General features: G+C 44.4%; 18 protein-coding genes. All 18 read left to right on the top strand.

Translation table 11 applies throughout. The features are described 5' to 3' along the window. Nucleotides 1-13 precede the first annotated feature (13 nt). The 18 genes from ACY2IG_RS09255 to ACY2IG_RS09170 all read left to right on the top strand — a co-directional run bounded on the left by ACY2IG_RS09255 (nt 14) and on the right by ACY2IG_RS09170 (nt 18,954). A complete protein-coding gene (locus tag ACY2IG_RS09255; protein ID WP_290786693.1) occupies nt 14-1,639 on the top strand; it encodes a M3 family metallopeptidase in 1,626 nt (541 codons plus the stop codon). A gap of 39 nt (nt 1,640-1,678) precedes the next feature. Continuing rightward, nucleotides 1,679-2,119 (top strand): NUDIX hydrolase, encoded by a 441-nt coding sequence (locus tag ACY2IG_RS09250; RefSeq protein ID WP_308101632.1) that lies wholly within the window; start codon nt 1,679-1,681, stop codon nt 2,117-2,119. Between the two features lie 96 nt (nt 2,120-2,215). After that, nucleotides 2,216-2,917: an ABC transporter ATP-binding protein gene (locus ACY2IG_RS09245; RefSeq protein WP_462617784.1), complete on the top strand. Its 702-nt coding sequence runs from the start codon at nt 2,216-2,218 to the stop codon at nt 2,915-2,917. Continuing rightward, complete coding sequence (locus ACY2IG_RS09240; protein WP_035407693.1) at nt 2,914-3,684, top strand: ABC transporter permease; 771 nt, start codon at nt 2,914-2,916, stop codon at nt 3,682-3,684. The genes ACY2IG_RS09245 and ACY2IG_RS09240 overlap by 4 nt, the downstream gene beginning before the upstream one ends. Nucleotides 3,685-3,694: 10 nt before the next feature. Next, nucleotides 3,695-4,117 carry a cytidine deaminase gene (locus ACY2IG_RS09235; protein ID WP_462617783.1) on the top strand — a complete coding sequence of 141 codons (423 nt, stop codon included), beginning with the start codon at nt 3,695-3,697 and terminating at the stop codon, nt 4,115-4,117. A 284-nt stretch (nt 4,118-4,401) separates the two neighbouring features. Next, complete coding sequence (locus ACY2IG_RS09230; RefSeq protein WP_462617782.1) at nt 4,402-5,394, top strand: LacI family DNA-binding transcriptional regulator; 993 nt, start codon at nt 4,402-4,404, stop codon at nt 5,392-5,394. 116 nt (nt 5,395-5,510) lie between these two features. Next, entirely contained in the window at nt 5,511-6,779 is a 1,269-nt protein-coding gene (locus ACY2IG_RS09225) for a sugar ABC transporter substrate-binding protein (RefSeq protein ID WP_290750730.1), read from the top strand. A 75-nt stretch (nt 6,780-6,854) separates the two neighbouring features. Further along, the gene (locus ACY2IG_RS09220; protein ID WP_329468496.1) at nt 6,855-8,111 is read left to right on the top strand and encodes a carbohydrate ABC transporter permease; all 1,257 of its coding nucleotides are present in this window, start codon (nt 6,855-6,857) and stop codon (nt 8,109-8,111) included. A 38-nt stretch (nt 8,112-8,149) separates the two neighbouring features. After that, complete coding sequence (locus tag ACY2IG_RS09215; RefSeq protein WP_290753232.1) at nt 8,150-8,965, top strand: sugar ABC transporter permease; 816 nt, start codon at nt 8,150-8,152, stop codon at nt 8,963-8,965. Between the two features lie 36 nt (nt 8,966-9,001). After that, entirely contained in the window at nt 9,002-11,065 is a 2,064-nt protein-coding gene (locus ACY2IG_RS09210) for a beta-galactosidase (RefSeq protein WP_329468492.1), read from the top strand. 776 nt (nt 11,066-11,841) lie between these two features. Next, a complete protein-coding gene (locus ACY2IG_RS09205; RefSeq protein ID WP_375091817.1) occupies nt 11,842-12,588 on the top strand; it encodes an ABC transporter ATP-binding protein in 747 nt (248 codons plus the stop codon). Further along, on the top strand, nt 12,585-15,029 hold the full coding sequence (locus ACY2IG_RS09200) for an ABC transporter permease (protein WP_329468488.1): 2,445 nt from the start codon (nt 12,585-12,587) through the stop codon (nt 15,027-15,029). The genes ACY2IG_RS09205 and ACY2IG_RS09200 overlap by 4 nt, the downstream gene beginning before the upstream one ends. Nucleotides 15,030-15,058: 29 nt before the next feature. Continuing rightward, nucleotides 15,059-15,376: a hypothetical protein gene (locus ACY2IG_RS09195; RefSeq protein WP_035407705.1), complete on the top strand. Its 318-nt coding sequence runs from the start codon at nt 15,059-15,061 to the stop codon at nt 15,374-15,376. 31 nt (nt 15,377-15,407) lie between these two features. Beyond that, a complete protein-coding gene (locus ACY2IG_RS09190) occupies nt 15,408-15,611 on the top strand; it encodes a hypothetical protein (RefSeq protein WP_462617781.1) in 204 nt (67 codons plus the stop codon). Between the two features lie 105 nt (nt 15,612-15,716). Then, nucleotides 15,717-16,640 (top strand): DMT family transporter, encoded by a 924-nt coding sequence (locus tag ACY2IG_RS09185; RefSeq protein ID WP_308101627.1) that lies wholly within the window; start codon nt 15,717-15,719, stop codon nt 16,638-16,640. A 97-nt stretch (nt 16,641-16,737) separates the two neighbouring features. Further along, nucleotides 16,738-17,724 (top strand): quinone oxidoreductase family protein, encoded by a 987-nt coding sequence (locus ACY2IG_RS09180; RefSeq protein WP_462617780.1) that lies wholly within the window; start codon nt 16,738-16,740, stop codon nt 17,722-17,724. Continuing rightward, nucleotides 17,714-18,244: a nucleotidyltransferase family protein gene (locus tag ACY2IG_RS09175; protein WP_462617779.1), complete on the top strand. Its 531-nt coding sequence runs from the start codon at nt 17,714-17,716 to the stop codon at nt 18,242-18,244. Before ACY2IG_RS09180 ends, ACY2IG_RS09175 begins: the two co-directional genes overlap by 11 nt. Nucleotides 18,245-18,264: 20 nt before the next feature. Continuing rightward, nucleotides 18,265-18,954: a hypothetical protein gene (locus tag ACY2IG_RS09170; protein ID WP_462617778.1), complete on the top strand. Its 690-nt coding sequence runs from the start codon at nt 18,265-18,267 to the stop codon at nt 18,952-18,954. The last annotated feature ends 153 nt before the right edge of the window (nt 18,955-19,107 follow it).

The following is a 19,107-nucleotide window of genomic DNA, read 5'->3' as shown; positions in this document are numbered from 1 at the left end:
GTGAAACACATCGATGAAATCTCAGTCATCTGTAAACGATGTTTTTTATCATGATGAGGATGTTGCGTGCCGAATCGCTTCGGTTCTACAAATCGAAGAGACACTACTCAAACAAAAAATCACCTATCTCCAAGACGTGACAGACTCGGACGCAAGTAATACATACGAACAAGGACGTCAGCAGCTATCAGACAAACTCGATACGTTAAGACGTTCGGTAAAAATGAATCTTATCTCTCGCGACGATGTCCCACTCCGAACGCGAGCACTCTGGAAACAGTCACTCAGAGCGACGAGTGTAACGGAAGAGGAAGCGCGTCTCATCCAAGAGTATCTTCGGATTGAGGCAACGATGCTGACACAATCAGGAGAAGCGGTTTCTGATCTCTATGCCGCCTTATTTGATGCAGATGAGCCGACACGGAAACAAGCATTCTTATCGATTGAAGAAGCGTTCCGGACGAATGAATCCGTCATTCAACGATTATTTTCGCAACTTGTCGACTTGCGACAAGTGCGTGCTTCTGCAAGCCATCAGGCGGGTTACGAAGAATTGGCTTTTTCGGAGCTTGGTCGTATCGATTATTCAAGCAAGGATGTCAATCATTACGCCAGCATCGTTCAAACTTATTTCCGACCGGTTAAACAGCAATTTCAGCTCGAGCAACAAACGTTTCTTGGCAAACAGGCGCTCCATCCGTGGGACGTCCGGCAATCGGCCTATACGCAGATTGATCATCGCATAACCGGTTCTGACGCTTCATTTTTAGATAAGGCACAAGCGATTCTTGAGAGCGTTCATCCGTCTTTTGCTGACATATTACAAGAAATGCGCCAAGCGGTTCATCTCGATATCGATGCCCGTTCAAACAAAGCTGGAGGAGGATTTTGTGAGTATTTACCCGTCGAACGTCAATCATTCTTGTTCATGAATCGTATGCAGACATTCGATGATCTCGTCATCTTCATGCACGAGATGGGGCATGCCGTCCATCACGATGCAATGAAAGAGACGTATGATGGACTTCAACCGATTCCGCTCGAAGTAGGGGAATTCGCCGCCATGTCACTTGAGCTGTTGACGATGAACGAGTGGCACCAAGTGATTCCAGATCGAAGAGACGTTGCCCGAGCGAAACTCGAACAGATCCGTTCGATAGTGGAGTTCTTGCCGCAAACGATCATCGTCGATCGTTTTCAATCATGGCTCTATGCTCACCCTGACCATCTGCCGGAAGAACGACAAGCTTCTTTTGCACGTCTCCGGGAGACCTATGATACGGACATCCTCGATTGGTCGGAAACGCCTGATTGGAAAGGACTCGAATGGATGAGTGTCATTCATCTCTTTGAGACGCCTTTCTATTACATTGAGTATGCTATAGCGCAGCTTGCCGCTCTTCAGTTGTATCACCGTTATACGAAAGATCCTGACCAAACGATGAAGGACTTCCTTGCAGCTTTAGCGCTCAGTCAAACCCATTCGCTTCAAGAGGTTTATGCGAGAGCGGGTGTGTCATTCTTACCGAATGATGCGAAAATGAGAGAGTTGCTGACATTTCTAGAAGGTCAAATCGAAGCTTGGATAAATGAGTTAGATCAATTAGACGATGAAGATGTTAAAAAGAGAAAGTCTTAATCCGGAGCGACAGATGTACAAAACGATAGGAGGACGAACATGAATATACGTAAAAACATTGTCTATACGACGTTATTCAATACTACAGGCAGTCAGATATTGATGGTCGAGAACCGTGGCGAACACGGTGACTACTATACACTGCCGGGAGGAACCGTCGAACATGACGAAACGCTACATACTGCAATCACACGCGAAGTGTTGGAGGAGACGGGCTTTACCATCATTCCAGGGGATATCGTTCATGTGGCGGAAGCATTCTTCCCGCAAGCGGGGGAACATTGTCTGTTTTTCTTCTTCGCGGGAGAAATCACTTCCGGTCAATTGAAGACGAATGTTCCAGAAGAAATTTCCGGACTCGTCTGGATGGACCGTGAAGAAGCGTTCAAACATCTTAATTTACCAGAAGCGTCAAAAGAGTCGCTTTTTGCTGGTCGAACGGTACCATATGATTTTGCCGGAGAAATCGTTCATACGTAAGGAAGTGTTACTTGACGTACTAAGGTGACGGATTTTCGGGTACAACACTACAGGAGCCTTACCCGAAATTTGCAGAAAGTCAGGTGAACACACAGTATGTCGATTCTTACGTTTCACGAAGTCAGCTATCAACACATCTTACACGAAATAACGGGTGAGTTCCGCGAAGGTGTCATTACGACGCTCGTCGGACCGAGTGGTGCCGGAAAATCCACGACATTGAAACACATCAACGGACTTATTTCTCCCGATCGCGGCGAAATTTGTTTTCGAGGCGAACCACTCGAGCAGATGAATCTGCTCGACGTCCGCAAACGGATCGGAATGGCGTTCCAAAGCGCGCCGATGATTCCAGGTACCGTCTACGATAATATTAATTTACCGAAATCGATCATCGGGGAATCGTTACCACGCGAAGAGGCGGAACGCTTGCTACAACAAGTCGAACTATCCGTCGAACTTGAACGACCGGTCAAAGATTTGTCCGGTGGCGAACGGAGCCGACTCGGAATCGCACGAACACTCGTTAATCGACCGGACGTCCTGTTGCTTGACGAAATCACGGCAAGTCTCGATTACCGGATGGTACAAGAAATTGAGAAGCTGATTCTTGATTTACAGCAGGAGTTGCAGACGACGATCATTTGGATTACGCATGACTTAGAGCAAGCCAAGCGGGTCAGCGACGACATCTGGTTTTTAAAAGACGGTCGATTGATCGAGTCTGGTGCTTTTAAAGAACTCGTTTCAAGTGGTCAAGCAGAGACACAAGCGTTCTTGAAGGGGGTATCGGTATGAGTTATCTCCAACTGGCGACTTCGCTGATCTTCATTTTGATCCCCCTCGTCTTAGCGCGGACGTTACGGCTTGGTCTAGAGAAGGACATCCTCATCGCAACCGTTCGATCAATCGTCCAACTCTTGATCATCGGTTATATTTTGACGTTCGTCTTTGAAAGCGGCAGTCCAATTTTCATGTTACTCATGATTCTGTTGATGATTGGTGCAGCGACACTGAACGTCATCCGTAAAGGGGACGGGATTCCCGGGATCCAGTGGATCATCTTGTTGACATTGATTGCGGTCGAAGCATTGACGATGGGCATTTTGCTTGGATTACAAATCATTCCGTTTGAAGCCCAGCAAGTCATTCCAATCAGCGGGATGGTCATTGGGAACTGTATGATTTTGTCCTTGTTGTTTCTTAATAAGTTCAAGGACGAGGTCGAACGAAGCGACGAGGTCATCGAACTGATTCTTTCGCTTGGTGGAGACGCGAAGACAGCGATTGATACGAGCTTAAAAGGCGCGATTCGGACAAGTATGATTCCAACGATTGAAGCGCAAAAAACGATGGGCCTCGTCCAATTGCCAGGGATGATGAGTGGGTTGATCATCGGTGGCGCGGATCCAATGGAAGCGGTCCTTTATCAACTATTGATTCTATTCCTGATCTTGACGACGGCGGCGATGGCATCGGTCCTCGTTGGTTTTCTATCCTACCGTCGACTATTCAATGAAAAAGCACAATTCATCGGTTTGACCTATAAGAAAAAAGACACGTAAGGAGCACGTTATGCAGACTTATCAGATTACTGAAGCCGACCTGCAACTGGTCGAACTAGCAACCGAAACGATTCAAAGCCGTTACGCTGACGATAAACATCACGTCGCAGCTGCGTTGCGGACAAAAGATGGCGCGACGAAAACGGGTGTTCATGTCGAAGCGTATATCGGACGGGTGACGGTGTGCGCGGAAGCCATTACGATCGGTTCCGCCATCACGGATGGATTGACGGATTTTGAGACGATCGTCGCTGTCCGACATCCCTATTCGGATGAAACGGACCGAACGATTCGTGTCGTCAGTCCGTGCGGCATGTGTCGCGAATTGATTTCCGATTATGCACCGGACGCGTTTGTCCTCTTGAAGATCGACGATCAGTTGACGAAAGTGCGGATTGCAGACTTAATTCCACTTAAATATGTTCGTTCGTGATTATAAGAATGGAATAAAATTCGTTGATTTAAAAAAAGAAACGAAGGAACTATCATCGTCTGAGATGTGTAGTTTCTTCGTTTTTCTTTTTGTAGAACACTTAGTTTTGTAATTGAAAAAAGCTCAACATCGTTAATGCATTCTTTTCTTCTCATTATGGTTTCCTTCCTCTTTTTATGAATTATGAAGTAATATAAAAAAAGAAAGGTATAATTTAAAATATAAAATTTGTAATTTTACTTAAAAATTTTACTTAAATCTAAATTTAAAAGGAGTGTTATCATTTGGCGACGATTAAAGATATTGCTAAAAAAGTAGGCTGTTCAATTTCGACAGTTTCACGGGTATTAAATAATGATTTAAGTTTATCGGTTGGTGATGAGACGCGAACGCGGATATTTGAGGTAGCTGAAGAGCTTGGTTACAAAAAAAAGACGATGAAATCACTCGTTAAAAATATTGCTTTTTTGTATTGGTTGACAGATAAAGAGGAGCTTGAAGATATTTATTTTCACACGATGCGAATTGCGATCGAGAGATTGGCTAGGGAGAATAACATGGAGTTAACGACCTACAAAGTAGCGGATGGGATTGAAAAGATTCCGCTAAACATCGAGGGATTTATTGCAGTGGGTTCTTTTATGGATCGAGAACTGGAATATTTAAGAGAGTTGACGACTAATGGAGTCTTCATAGATTCGACACCAGATGCTGAACACTATGATTCGGTGCGTCCAGACCTTGACCAAATCACACGAAAGACAATTGAAGTTCTGAAGCAGCAGGGACATAAAGAAATTGGATTTATCGGTGGAACTTTTCAGAATGCTGATACAAATGTAGAAGAAATGGATGGGCGGGAACGTGCTTTTCGTAAGTATATGCAGCAAGAAGGAATGCTAAATGAGACATTTATCTTCTGTCATCATGGTTTTTCAGTTGATAATGGCTATTATTTAATGATTCAAGCGATTGAACGCCTTGGTGAAAATATGCCAACCGCTTTTTTTGTAGCGGCAGATCCAATCGCCGTCGGCTGTCTGCAAGCACTTCACGAAAAACAAATTGATGTCCCGAACCGCGTCAGCCTGATCAGTGTGAATAATACGAGTATCGCGAAGTATGTTTCGCCTCCCTTGACGACTTTCAATATTGATATTGAAGAAATTTGTAAAAACGCGATTCACTTATTACTTGAACAAATCATTGAAAAACGAAAAGTAGTAAAAACATTGTATATAGGTTCTGAGTTAATTATGAGAAAAAGCACCATTTAATTTTAGTAAAATTTTTTACTAAAATTATTTACTAAATCTTTTTAGAGTGTTATATTTTATTTGTTAAAGCGCTTTCATTTGTGTTTTACAATTCTCTAAGGAGGTTTGGTTTTTTTATGAAAAAACAATTAAAATATTCTGCTGTGCTTAGTGGTTTTGTATTGAGTATGTCGTTAGCTGCGTGTGGTCCGCAAGATGAAGCAAAAAATACAGAGACTCAAAATGGAAAAATCAAATTGATTGTTTGGGAAGATATCGAAAAAAGCGAAGGAATCAAGTCTGCTGTGAAACGATTTGAAAAAGAGAATGATGTTAACATCAAAGTTGTTGAAAAACCGTACGCAAAACAAATTGAAGATCTCCGGTTGGACGGACCTGCCGGAACAGGTCCCGATTTATTGACGATGCCTGGAGACCAAATCGGAACGGCAGTAACGGAAGGAATCATAAAAGAAATAAAGGTTCCGAAAGAAGTCCAGTCTCAATATACGGATGTTGCACTTGATTCACAAATCGTCAAGGGCAAAATTTACGGCGTGCCTAAAGCTGTGGAGACGACGATTCTATATTACAACAAGAAATTAGTCTCAGATAAAGCGTTACCTAAAACGATAGAAGATTGGTATACATTGTCGAAAAAGATGAAAACTGAAAAGTCGTTCGGTTTTTTAGCATTGTTTGACCAAGTTTATTATGCGCAGAGTGTCATGAGTGGATATGGCAGTTACATATTCAAGCGTTCGGAAAGTGGAGTATACGACACAAAAGACATCGGTTTAGCGAATGCTGGCGCAATCGAAGGAGCAAACCACATTCAAAAATTCTACAAGGAGAAGCTGTTTCCGTCGGGAATTATTGGTGAACAAGGGATTAACGTTTTGGAATCACTGTTTATGGAAGGAAAGGCAGCAGCTATCATCTCTGGTCCATGGAATGTTGGACCATTTGAGAAAGCGGGCATCGATTTTGGGGTCGCCAAACTTCCTGAGCTTGAAAATGGGAAAAATATGAGTTCATTTTTAGGTGTAAAAAGTTATAACGTTAGTAGCTATTCAAAACACGCAGAGCTTACTGAAAAATTAGCGCTCTATTTAACGAACGAAGAAAATTCAAAAAAACGCTTCGAAATCACTAAAGAAGTACCTGCCATCAGTGCATTGGCGAATGACCCGATCGTTACAAAAAGTCCAGCAGCTCAAGCCGTGGCAGAACAATCAAAATTTGCTGAGTTGACACCAAATATCCCGGAAATGAATGAAGTTTGGAAACCAGTCGATGCAGCCCTTCAAACTATCGCAACAGGAAAAGCTGAACCGAAACAGGCGATGACTCAAGCCGTTGATACCATTGAAGGACAAATTAAAGCGAAGCACAGCTCAAAATGAGAAGGATGACTCCGATCCGTCGGTTAGCCCATTGATGCAGTCTGTTGCTAAATAATTTGTGAAGAGGTGAAAGGCGTGCAACATCGTAGAATAGGTATGCTTTTGTCAGTGATTCCCGGACTCGGGCAATTGTATCATCGTCAGTGGATTAAAGGCGTGTTGTTATTTACGGTAAGTATTGCATTTTTAATTGCGTTCGCTGACTTGTTGAATATGGGGTTGTGGGGTATCGTGACGCTTGGTACGGAAGTGCCGCGAGACAACTCTATATTCTTACTAGCACAAGGTATCATCGCTATTATTGTATTGATGTTCGGTCTTGCCCTATATTTTTATAATCTTCGAGATGCATATCGAACAGGACAAAAAAGAGACGATGGATTACATATAAGTTCATTCAAATCAGATTACTTGAATCTGATTGGACAAGGATACCCTTATTTAGTAAGTAGTCCAGCATTGTTTCTCTTGATTTTTGCGGTTATTTTTCCGATTTTATTTAGTTTTGCTTTAGCCTTCACGAACTATGATCTTTATCATTCTCCACCAGCAAAATTAGCTGATTGGGTCGGTTTTTCTACTTTTCTTCAAATATTCACAGTCGATATATGGCGATCGACATTTTTTGATGTGTTGTCATGGACGATTGTTTGGACATTAGTCGCATCGACATTACAAATTTCCGTAGGTATTTTGTTAGCAGTTCTCGTCAACCAGAAAGAAGTTCGCTTTAAAAAAGTCATCCGAACAATATTCGTCCTTCCTTGGGCAGTTCCAGGATTCGTGACGATTCTAGTATTCGCGGGACTATTCAATGATAGTTTTGGTTCAATTAACAACGATGTCCTCGCATTTTTTGGCATCGACGCCATACCTTGGCTGACGAACGAAAAGTGGACAAGGGTGGCACTCGTTTTCATGCAAGGGTGGTTAGGTTTTCCCTACGTGTTTCTTGTCACGACAGGAGTCTTACAATCGATTCCTGAAGATTTATATGAAGCGGCAACAATCGATGGCGCATCAATCTTTGCGAAATTCCGCTTCATCACGATGCCGATGGTGTTACTTGCGATGTCGCCAATCATCATTACGCAGTTTACATTTAATTTCAACAACTTCAATATCATTTATCTGTTCAATGGTGGTGGTCCGTCTGTACCTGGATCGAATGCGGGAGGGACCGATATTCTCGTATCTTGGATTTACAAATTGACGATGCAATCAGGTCAATATGCACTAGCCGCGGCTTTAACGATTTTACTATCGATTTTTGTCATTACAATTGCGCTTTGGCAGTTTAGACGAACAAATTCGTTTAAGGAAGGAGCGTGACGCTAGTGTCGAATATAAAAAGACTACGTTTCATTCGTATGACCATCACCTATGTCATTTTGTTGGTCGTGTCTGTCGTCATCTTTTATCCACTTCTTTGGACGATAGGTGCGAGTTTTAATCCAGGAAATAGTTTGGTCAGTACATCGCTCATTCCGAAAAACCCTACCTTTGATCACTACCGTGAATTATTTGCTGGAAAAGAAAGCCTTCAATATAGCCAGTGGTACATGAACTCATTGAAAATCAGTGTGTTTACAATGATCGGAACTGTCGTTAGTGTCTCTTTCACTGCATATGCTTTTTCTCGTTTTCGTTTCAAAGGACGTGATAAAGCATTGATGTTATTTTTGTTACTTCAAATGATTCCTCAGTTTTCGGCGCTCATAGCCTTGTTCGTACTAGCGCAAATTCTAGGGATGATGAACAGCCATTGGTTGTTAATTTTATTGTACATAGGCGGGCAAATTCCGATGAATACGTACTTGATGAAGGGTTATATGGACTCAATTCCATTAGACTTAGATGAAAGTGCAAAGTTGGATGGTGCAAGTAATACCAGAATATTCCTTCAAATCATCATGCCATTATGTCGACCAATGTTAGCGGTCATTGCGATGAATGGGTTCACCGGACCACTTGGAGACTTTGTTTTGGCATCGACGATACTTCGAACGCAAGAATCCTATACATTACCCATCGGTCTATTTAACTTAGTGAATGAAGCGATGGGAGCAAGTTATACGACATTTGCAGCAGGTGCGATTTTGATTAGTATTCCGATCGCTGTCGTCTTCGTTCTGCTCCAGAAGCATTTCGTAGCCGGTTTGACGGCTGGTGGAACAAAAGGGTAATAGATAGAAATCAGTTTTTTTAGGAGAGGAATATCTATGGAGAAATCAGGTAAATCTTATGTAACGTCTGCTAGGCGAATGCTCCATGGTGGAGACTATAACCCGGATCAATGGTTGGATGTTCCGCATGTCTTACGCCAAGATATCGAATTGATGCGTCTCGCTCATACGAATACGTACTCCATCGGCATTTTTGCCTGGAGTGCATTAGAGCCGGAAGAGGGGGTTTACACGTTCGAGTGGTTGGATCGAATCATAGATGACATTCATCAAAATGGTGGAAATGTAATTTTAGCGACACCGAGTGGAGCAAGGCCCGCATGGTTATCGCAAGCATATCCTGAAGTATTGCGCGTCGATGAACGACGGGTTCGACAGCTTCATGGCGGACGTCATAATCATTGTTTCAGTTCGCGTGTTTATCGGCAAAAAACGCAACACATCAATCGACTATTGGCGAATCGTTATGGGAAACATCCGGCATTATTGATGTGGCATATCTCGAATGAATACGGGGGAGAGTGTCATTGTGATCAATGCCAATCCGCTTTTCGTGTCTGGTTACAAGAAAAATATAAAACACTTGATCGGCTGAATGCTGCTTGGTGGGGAGCATTTTGGAGCCATACGTTCAACGCATGGTCGCAGATTGAATCGCCGTCGCCAATCGGCGAAAGCATGGTCCACGGCTTAAATTTAGATTGGCGTCGTTTTATCACGGATCAAACCATTAATTTCTATCAAAATGAAATTCAGCCATTACGCGAAGTGACTCCGAATATACCGGTGACTACCAATTTCATGGCAGATACGGATGACTTGATTCCCTTCCAGTCGCTTGATTATAGTCAGTTCGCAAAATATGTTGATGTCGTGAGCTGGGATGCGTATCCAGCTTGGCATAACGACAGGGAGTCAACGAGTCGTTTGGCGATGAGGGTCGGATTTATTAACGATCTATTTCGTAATCTAAAACAACAACCGTTCTTGTTAATGGAATCGACGCCGAGTGCCGTTAATTGGCATCCTGTCAATAAAGCTAAACGACCAGGAATGCATTTGTTATCTTCGATGCAAATGATTGCCCATGGTTCGGATAGCGTACTTTACTTCCAGTGGCGTAAATCTCGAGGGTCATCTGAAAAATTTCATGGGGCAGTCGTCGATCATGATGGAAGTTCTGATAATCGTGTCTTTCAAGAAGTTGCAGAAGTCGGTCGTTTGTTAGAACATTTAGATGAAGTCGTTGGTACACATCGTCCAGCCGAAGTTGCGATTTTATACGACTGGGAGAACAACTGGGCATTTGACGATGCGCAAGGATTTTCGAATGACACGAAGCGTTATCCCCAAACACTCCAAGAACATTACCGGGCGTTTTACGAGCGTGATATTCCGGTAGATGTCATTACAAAAGAACAAGATTTTGATGGTTACAAACTGTTGATCGTTCCGATGCTTTATTTAATCAGTCAAGAGACAATCGAACGGTTAAATCGATTCGTCGCGCAAGGTGGGACTCTCATATCGACGTATTTGACCGGGCTAGTTGATGAATCTGACTTAACTTATTTTGGTGGATGGCCAAGTGAGTTAAAAACGATGTTCGGAATCGAGCCAGTTGAAAACGATACGCTATACCCAATGGATAAAAATGGAGTGAAGTTCCGCGATAAGACATATGAACTAAAGGATTATGCGACAGTCTTGAAAGTAGTGACAGCTGAAACAGTTGGAGTTTATACAGAAGACTTTTATGCTGAGACAGCGGCAGTGACGCGGAATAATCACGGAGAGGGCGTCGCTTGGTACATTGGTGGAAGGTTGGAGGAGCGATTCCAAAACGATTTTTATGCAGAAATCATCTCTTCGTTGAATTTGCTATCGCCTCTTCAGATTGAACATCCAGAAGGTGTCTCGGTGCAGGTGAGAATCGATGCGTCGTCTATCTACGGATTTATCATGAATTTTTCGGAAGAAGTCAAAGCGATTGAACTGAAAAATCCAGTCGAAGAATACTTGACGAAAGAACGACTCATCGGAACTATGTTACTACAACCGTACGAAGTAAGAATTGTGAAGTGTAGCACCGAAAAATAACGTCGTCAGAAAATATGTAGAAAGTATAGGGTGGAACGGATTTTGCAAAATATTCTCAGAAACCGAGGCTGAGATGATGCAAATCGGTAACAGTACTGAAAAACGCAGGATCTCCTTATCAAATGATAGGGAGGTCCTTTCGTATTTATGAGGTAAAAGTCGATTAGCTTAGATGGGGCTCGATTTGATTCCCAGTTAATCAAACTCCCAACTGCCTTGGACAATCAAGGTATTGCAGTGTTCATTCTCCCTTATTTCGAGTAATCCCTGTTCAATCCGATTGCAGGTTTGTCCATTTAGAACCATATAATGGACGTCCTCGATTATATTCTCGACAAAACCGATTGTCACAATTGGATTTTCATCCGTATCCTGAGTGAAGTATAGATTGTCCTGGTGCATACACAGTGTCATCTCGGTTCCATTCAAATTCAAAAAATGTGTTCGCTGTGACGGGAACCCCGCTATCCTTAAGATTTGTCATCCCAAATCCATTGGAGTAGACGACTTCCTGATCTTTGACGCTCGCTAGCGAAAATCCAGAGATCGATTGAGAAATAGCTTGTTCTTGAATAGAGTGATCTAACGTGCAAATCATCTATTCACTTACTTTCTAATTTGTATGTTTGCCTTTTCCTTATTAGGACTAGCTCGTTCAAATGAGTACAATTCCTTTTATTCCCATGATAATTTGCGTATAACAGCTTTTTTATGTATTTACTTCTAAAAAATACTTATATTGGTTATTATAATGATATCATGTTGCTGGAGGGATCTTGGTGGACAGTTTATTAGAAATAGAACGATTATCAAAAACCTATACGCGGGGAACAGAAACGGTCGAGGCATTAAAACAAATCTCCTTCACGTTAGAAGAAGGTGGTTTCATCGCCATCATGGGAACAAGTGGCTCCGGAAAAAGTACACTATTGAATATAGTAGGGGCACTTGACACACCAACTAGTGGAACGTTGACGCTAAAGGGAAAACGACAACGCGATATCTTCACTGAACCTGTTGCGACACTGTATCGTCAGCAGCACATCGGTTTTATCTTTCAATCGTTTCACCTGCTTGATGATTTGACGGTCCATGAGAATATCGCCTTACCGTTGATGTTGAAGGGGATGGATGACAAAACGATCAACCAAGAGGTAGAGATTTGGCTCAAACGAGTCGGACTGACGAAGTGGAACAATCATCGACCGCAAGAGCTGTCGGGTGGACAACAACAACGTGTCGCGATCGCACGTGCCTTGATCAGTCGACCACCGATCATCTTAGCGGATGAGCCGACGGGGAACCTCGATTTCAAGACATCTGCTGAAATCATGCAGTTGCTTCAAGAACTCAATCGCGAACAACAAACGAGCATCCTGCTCGTGACCCATGATGCGACCGTAGCGGCTCATGCGAAACGTGTGCTGTATTTCCATGACGGACAGATCGTCGCCGATCAGCTGTCGACCGGAGACGTGGCACCGATCTTAGAGACATACGAGCAGTTCGTGGGGGCTGTATGAAACGACAACATCTCTTCCGTCTTTCTCACCGACTGTACCGTAAAAGTCCGATGATTCTATTGACCTCAATCGGAAGCGTCATGATTTCGATTGGTCTCGTCTTAACGATGGTCATTTTTTTACTACATAATCAAGCCGCAATCGAAGCGGATCGTGAACAAAGATACGGTCAAGTCGATCTGACGGTCAAATATACACCTGAAGATGAGCAGGCGGATCAGTCCGTGTTTGAGCAACTTAAAAAGGATCACGATGTCTTGGACGCAGAGTCGATTTTACAGACGACAGCGCGCGTCGCTGGTCAAGCGATGGCCGACGTGGAGACGATAGGAGTTCATTCGGATGCTCTGACGAAAAGTCGGTATCATTTCACGAACGATTTGAAACAGGGAGAAGCGATCGTGTCAGCTCGACTCGCGACGTCGCTTGATCGTAGTGTCGGACAAACGCTTCGCGTTGGAGAAGCGACGTATCGAATCCGTGAGATTTTACCAAATACAAAAACATCTGAAGCTTCGCACGATCAAGTCTTGCTTTCGTATGCTGATCTGAAAAAGAACCATCCAATCGAAACGAAAGCCGTCTTGCTCAATCTAAAAAAAGAGGTGGATTTCGTCCACTATGCCGATACACTCGTCAAAGCGAATCCGAAGCTCCGGGTTGAACTTGCGGAGGGACAAGCGCTCTCACCGGCGCTGAACGGCTACATCGGAATCTTGTCAGTACTGATCCTTGTCGTCTCCGGCTTCATCTTGATGGCGAACTTCGACTTGTATTTACGCAAACATGCTATCCAATTTGCCATCATGCGGACGCTTGGGGCGACAACCGGGCAACTGTTTCAGTTATTCCTCGTTCAATCCGGCTTGATTGTCTTATCGGGAACGGTTCTCGCAATCCTGAGTGGTATTTGCTTACCGTTACTTGGTCAACTGGTATGGCCAACGGAAGGGAAAATGATCGTCTCCTTCATGATCGAACAAGGAGCGTTCTTGATGCTCATCACGTTAGGTAGTGCCTTATTGATTCTGATGTTGCTCGCGAGTACGGCTTACCGAAAACGAGATGTGTTACCGCTCCACGTCTTACGAGAAAATCTAAAAACGGCGTCACGACCAATACGACGAAAACGTCTCGTCCTTGCTAGTAGTGGATTGACTGCTAGCTTGATCTTATTCGCAGAAGTGATCGCAAGCACAGAAGGGGCGCGGGCGATGACCTGGCTTGGTGCGACCATCGCCTTTTTACTGACGATGTATCTTGCGACGCCACTGCTCTTGAAAGGAGTGCTCCATCGAGCGGAACCGATTGTTCGTCGGTTAGCGGGACCGACGAGTTTCGTCGCCTTCCGAGGCGTGTTGCCGCAACTTCGGAAAAACGCCTGGTTGATGCTGATCGTTCAAGTATTGATGATCATCGTCGTCATCGGCTCGACGTTCCTTGAGACGGTGCAACAAAACGAGCGGAAGTACATCATCAGCCAATATCCGACGGAGGTCGTCTTAAAGAGTCGTTTGGATGAAGGATCGCAAGGAGACCCGCTACAATTGATTCGACGGATTGAAACCGAGTTACCTGGCGCAAAAGCGACCTTCCTATCGTCTCGAAGCTCCTTTGAATACCAGTTGCCTCAAGAATATGTCTCAATCGAGTACGAAGTGACGGACTATCGTCGTCTTGACGTCTTAGAAGGAGAACAGACGAGTGACACAGACGGAATCATCATCTCACGTACCTTCGCTAAAAAACACAGTCTCCAAAAAGGCGATACGTTGCCGCTCGGCCGATGGGACGGGGAACAAGAGCGAAGTGTTTCGCTCGGTCAATTCCGAATCGTTGGAATCGAAAAGAAGATAGCACCAGACATCCTCGTGGATTGGCGGAATGAGGAGCTACGGCAACCAAGCGATCACATCTTGAATGTCTTTATCGACGTTCCATCCAAGTTAAAGAAGGCGCAAGTGACAAAAAAATTATCAGAGATCACGCAAAGTTATCCGACATTGCAAATGAATCGACTATCTGACGCGCTTCATGATGCGGAGCAACAAACGACGGAACGTTGGTTCGTCTTCATCATTGCGCTTGTCGTCATGAGTGGATCCGTCTGGTTCGGACTTGCAAACGCCTTACTCAGTTTCGTGAGTGGAAAACGAGGCGAGTATGCCTTGCTACGAACGATTGCGCTGACTCGAAACAGGCTGCGTCAATTGACACTCATTCAAATGCTCTTGTTCATTGGGAGCGGCATCATCTTCGGACTGATCAGTGGTCTTGGTGCGACAATCTTCGTGACACGGATTGATGATACAGGATCATTCTATCTCAACGTCCCGACGATTGCTGGAACTATTGCCGGTTTGGTGGTGCTTGTCCTAGCCATCGCTTGGTTCGTCACCCGACGGAAGCAGGAAAACCTCGTTCACGAATTGAAACAGTAAGTATGGGCAAGTGAACCGGGGGGATCGAATTGCGAAAAACGATCGGGGCGATTTTATTACTTGTAGTGATTGGCGGTGTTGGTTGGTGGATGATCGCAGATGAACGGGATGCAACCTATGAGCAGATTGTTGAAGTGCAAGTCGTTCGGCACGTGACGAAGCAGTTCGGGCGCGACAATATCGCGTCAGTCAAACCTTATTTCGTAGCGTCCGAATCATCAAAATCACGACGTCACCAGATTGCCGTTCAATTGAAATCGGCACCGACTGGAGAATACCGGATGTACCGCGTATTTCAGAATAAGGTCGAATACATTGGTCGATCACGAACCGTTCGATCAGATTAAACAGGTACGTTGAATCAGTTGGGGGATTTAAATGAAAACGAAAGCCGAACGTATCGCGTTCATTCAAGAAGAAAAACGTCAACTCGCTAAACCACGTTTGTACAGCTCGTTACTGTACGGCTTTAGCATCCTGTTGTTCGTCGCCAATCGGGACATGTACTGGCCGCTATTTTTATTATTTGTAGCACTAGTCTGGATTGCGCGGACGCATCCGAAGTCGTGGAAAAAGATTTAATTCGTGGAGCCGGTCGTTGAACCGGCTCCTTTTTGAGCATTCCGGTCGCTTCAGCGTGCGAGACTGCCGTATGATGAAAGGGCACATGAATAAGGAGGTCCTCGTATGCTTGCAATCATCATTGGATTTATCATCGGTTTGCTCGTACCGGTTCAAACGAGTGTCAATACGCGATTGCGGGGCGTCGTCGGTTCGCCATTCCTCGCTTCGCTGATTTCCTTTTCGATTGGCTCATTATTCTTATTGATTCTTGTGTTGCTGGTCGACGGGAACCTCACAGGTCTCACAGCTGCTGCCGATGAACCGTACTGGATCTGGGCTGGAGGGGTACTCGGTGTCATCTATTTGACCGGGAACATCTTGTTGTTTCCGCGACTCGGAGGCGTCCAAACGGTCATCATGCCGATTTTTGGTCAGGTCATCATGGGACTGTTGATTGATCATTTCGGATTGTTTGAAGCGAACGTCACGACACTTTCGTTAACGCGGATCATCGGTGCAACGCTTGTGTTACTCGGTGTCGTCGGAACGGTCGCGCTCGGTGACTATTTAGCACGGCGCCACAAGCAACAGATGGCATCAACAGAAAAATCGTTGTTTCTCTGGCGTGTGTTCGGGATTCTGACTGGTACGTTGGGTGCTGCTCAAACGGCTATCAATGGTCATCTTGGAAGTGTTCTCGGTTCAGCTGTGAAAGGTGCCTTGATTTCGTTCGTCATCGGAACGATCGCTTTGTTGTTGCTGAATCTGATTTTACGAACGAAGTGGCAAATTGATCGCTCGCAACCATTCCCCGCCTGGATTTGGATCGGTGGATTGATTGGTGCATTATTCGTTGCCGGCAATGCCTTCATCGTTCCGCTCGTCGGTACAGGTCTCGCTGTCGTGATCGTCACGATTGGTTTACTGACTGGCAGTCTGTTGATTGATCGTTTCGGTTGGTTCGGTGCAAAGAAACAACCGGTCACAGGTGTGCAAATCGTCAGCTTGCTCATCATGCTTGGTGGTATCGTATTGATTCGGCTGTAAATCAAAGACATCTGCAATCCGTCGGTTGCAGATGTCTATTTTTATGTTGTTAAATGGAAATATGAGGTAAAATGAAAGGGTGATAAGGAGGAATAAGATGAGACGTATCATACAACATACATACGGAGAGGCTAACGTGCTTCAACAAGATGAATGTTTGGATCCAGTACTTAACCCTGGAGAGGTCTTGATTCGAGTTGCTTGGGCGGGTGTGAATTTTGCTGATATAAAACAACGCCGAGGAGGAAAAGCAACGGGTACATTTCCGGTCGTACTTGGTTTAGACGTAACCGGCATTGTAATAGCTTCTAACCCAAATTCGGCATTTCAAATAGGCGATCGTGTCATGGCATTTGCAAAAACCGGATCATATGCCGAAATCGTTCGAGCGGACGAGCGACTCGTATATCGAGTCCCACTATCGATCTCGTTGCGGGAAGCAATCTTATTTACTACAGTAGGAATTCTGAGCGAGATGTTATTGACTGAAATTGGTCAAGTGAAGCCGACGGACACAATCATTATTCATAGTGCAGCAGGTGGAGTAGGCACTGCATTGATTCAGCTTGCGTTACATAGAGGTGTGAGGCAACTCATCGCAACAGTAGGAAATCTTGAGAAAATAAAATACGTACAATCGTTTGGTGTGGAACATGTATTCACATATGATGATTTTGCCGAAAACGTCCTTTTGTTGACGAATGGGAAGGGAGCAGATGTCATTTTTGATTCTGTCGCAGGTCACGTAACGCGAAAAAGTCTTGATTGTCTCACTAATTACGGGACACTCGTACAATTTGGTAACAGTAGCGGATCAGCAGGTGAACTCTCGACGACTGATGTCCATGCCAGTTGCCGGACGATTCGTGGATTTAGCCTTGGAACGACGCGTCAATTGGATCCAAATCGGATTAAACGGGCTGCATCCCATATCCTGCTTCTACTCGAAAATAAGAAATTGAAGATGCCGATGATTCACGAGTTTCAACTATCAGAAGTGCAAGAGGCACATCAGTTGATGGAATCCCGACAGTATCAAGGGAAAATAGTTCTACGAATCGGAGGAGATGAGTGTGGATCATAAAGAAATTGAACAGCGATTACGAAACGATCATGAGTTACAAGAGATGCTAGCGTTGGTAGCGACACTCCACTTGCCTGATTGGTGGATCTGTGCCGGTGTCTTACGTTCGAAAATTTGGAACGTCGAACGACAGGCGACATCGGACATCGATATCGTCTATTTCGATCCTACTGATCTTTCGGAAGCCACGGAAAAACGTCATGAAGAACAGTTACGAAAATTATTGGAATTGCCGTGGTCTGTTAAAAATCAAACGCGAATGCATCTCGTCAATGGATTACCACCTTATCAGTCCGCAAAGGATGCGATTTCACAGTTTCCTGAGACCGTCACAGCAATCGGCGTGACGAGACGACCAGACTTTGAACTTTACCTTCCATATGGAGCAGATGACTTTACAGATCGAATTATTCGCCCGACACCATCTTTTCAAACCGGCACCGCGCGTCATTCGATTTTTCAGCGACGGGTGATCGAAAAAGGATGGCAAGACGATCCAGGTCTACATATATGTACATGAGATAAGAAGGAGCTTATGCGATGAAACGAATCAGTTATAAAAAAACAATACCGCTCATACTAATGGGACTCCTCTGTATCAGCGGTTGCGCGCCAGAAAAAAATATCGAAGTGAAGGAAAAGATTCACGTTGATGGTACAAGTGTGTTTGACAGCGGGTCCTATCCGACTGCTGTAGAGACGGCCGAGCATCAGTTTAAATATGACTTGAGTGACAAGTCCACCTATACGTTAAAGCAAGACGATTTCCGAGTGGACGCGCGATTCGATGACTATAATTTACTGCTAGCAAGCGTCATCGATGGACGATATGATTCGCTAATGATTTATGAAAAGAAGTCGAACTGGATGTTAAGCAGTTCGATGGATCTCATTCGGGATCAATCCACGAAAGGCGAGTCGATCGAAGGGAGTCTAGCGTGGGAAGGAAACAAGAAAAAAATGACGACGAAAATTGTCACGAATCGTCATTACACGATGATTGAGACACGACTGGAAAGTGAGCGTATTCCAGCTCGATTCGGAGAACGAACGCGCACTATCAACGGGTTGAAAGTACATATTCAAAAGCAAGGGAAACAGCTTAATCTTGCCTATCAAAACGGGACCTCCGTCATCTGGCTCATCAGTGATCGACCAGAAAAAGTTCTGCTTCGACTCATCACGGCATCTCCAGACAGTCCGATTTCGAAGCTATCCGATGACTTTTAGATCCGCCATGGGGGATCTTTTTTTATTTTTATGACCCAGTTGGAAATTGTACATGGTTGAGGTCGAGGAGCGTTTATCTGTGAAGCATAGAGGGAATCTTATTCATGAAATCATATGTTGAAAATAATGAAAGCGATCGATGGTCGTACAGGT

It is taken from the genome of Exiguobacterium sp. EF_C8 (genome assembly GCF_054956715.1).
Note: the sequence above shows the minus strand (reverse complement) of the source record. Positions and strands in the feature narration are given on the sequence as shown.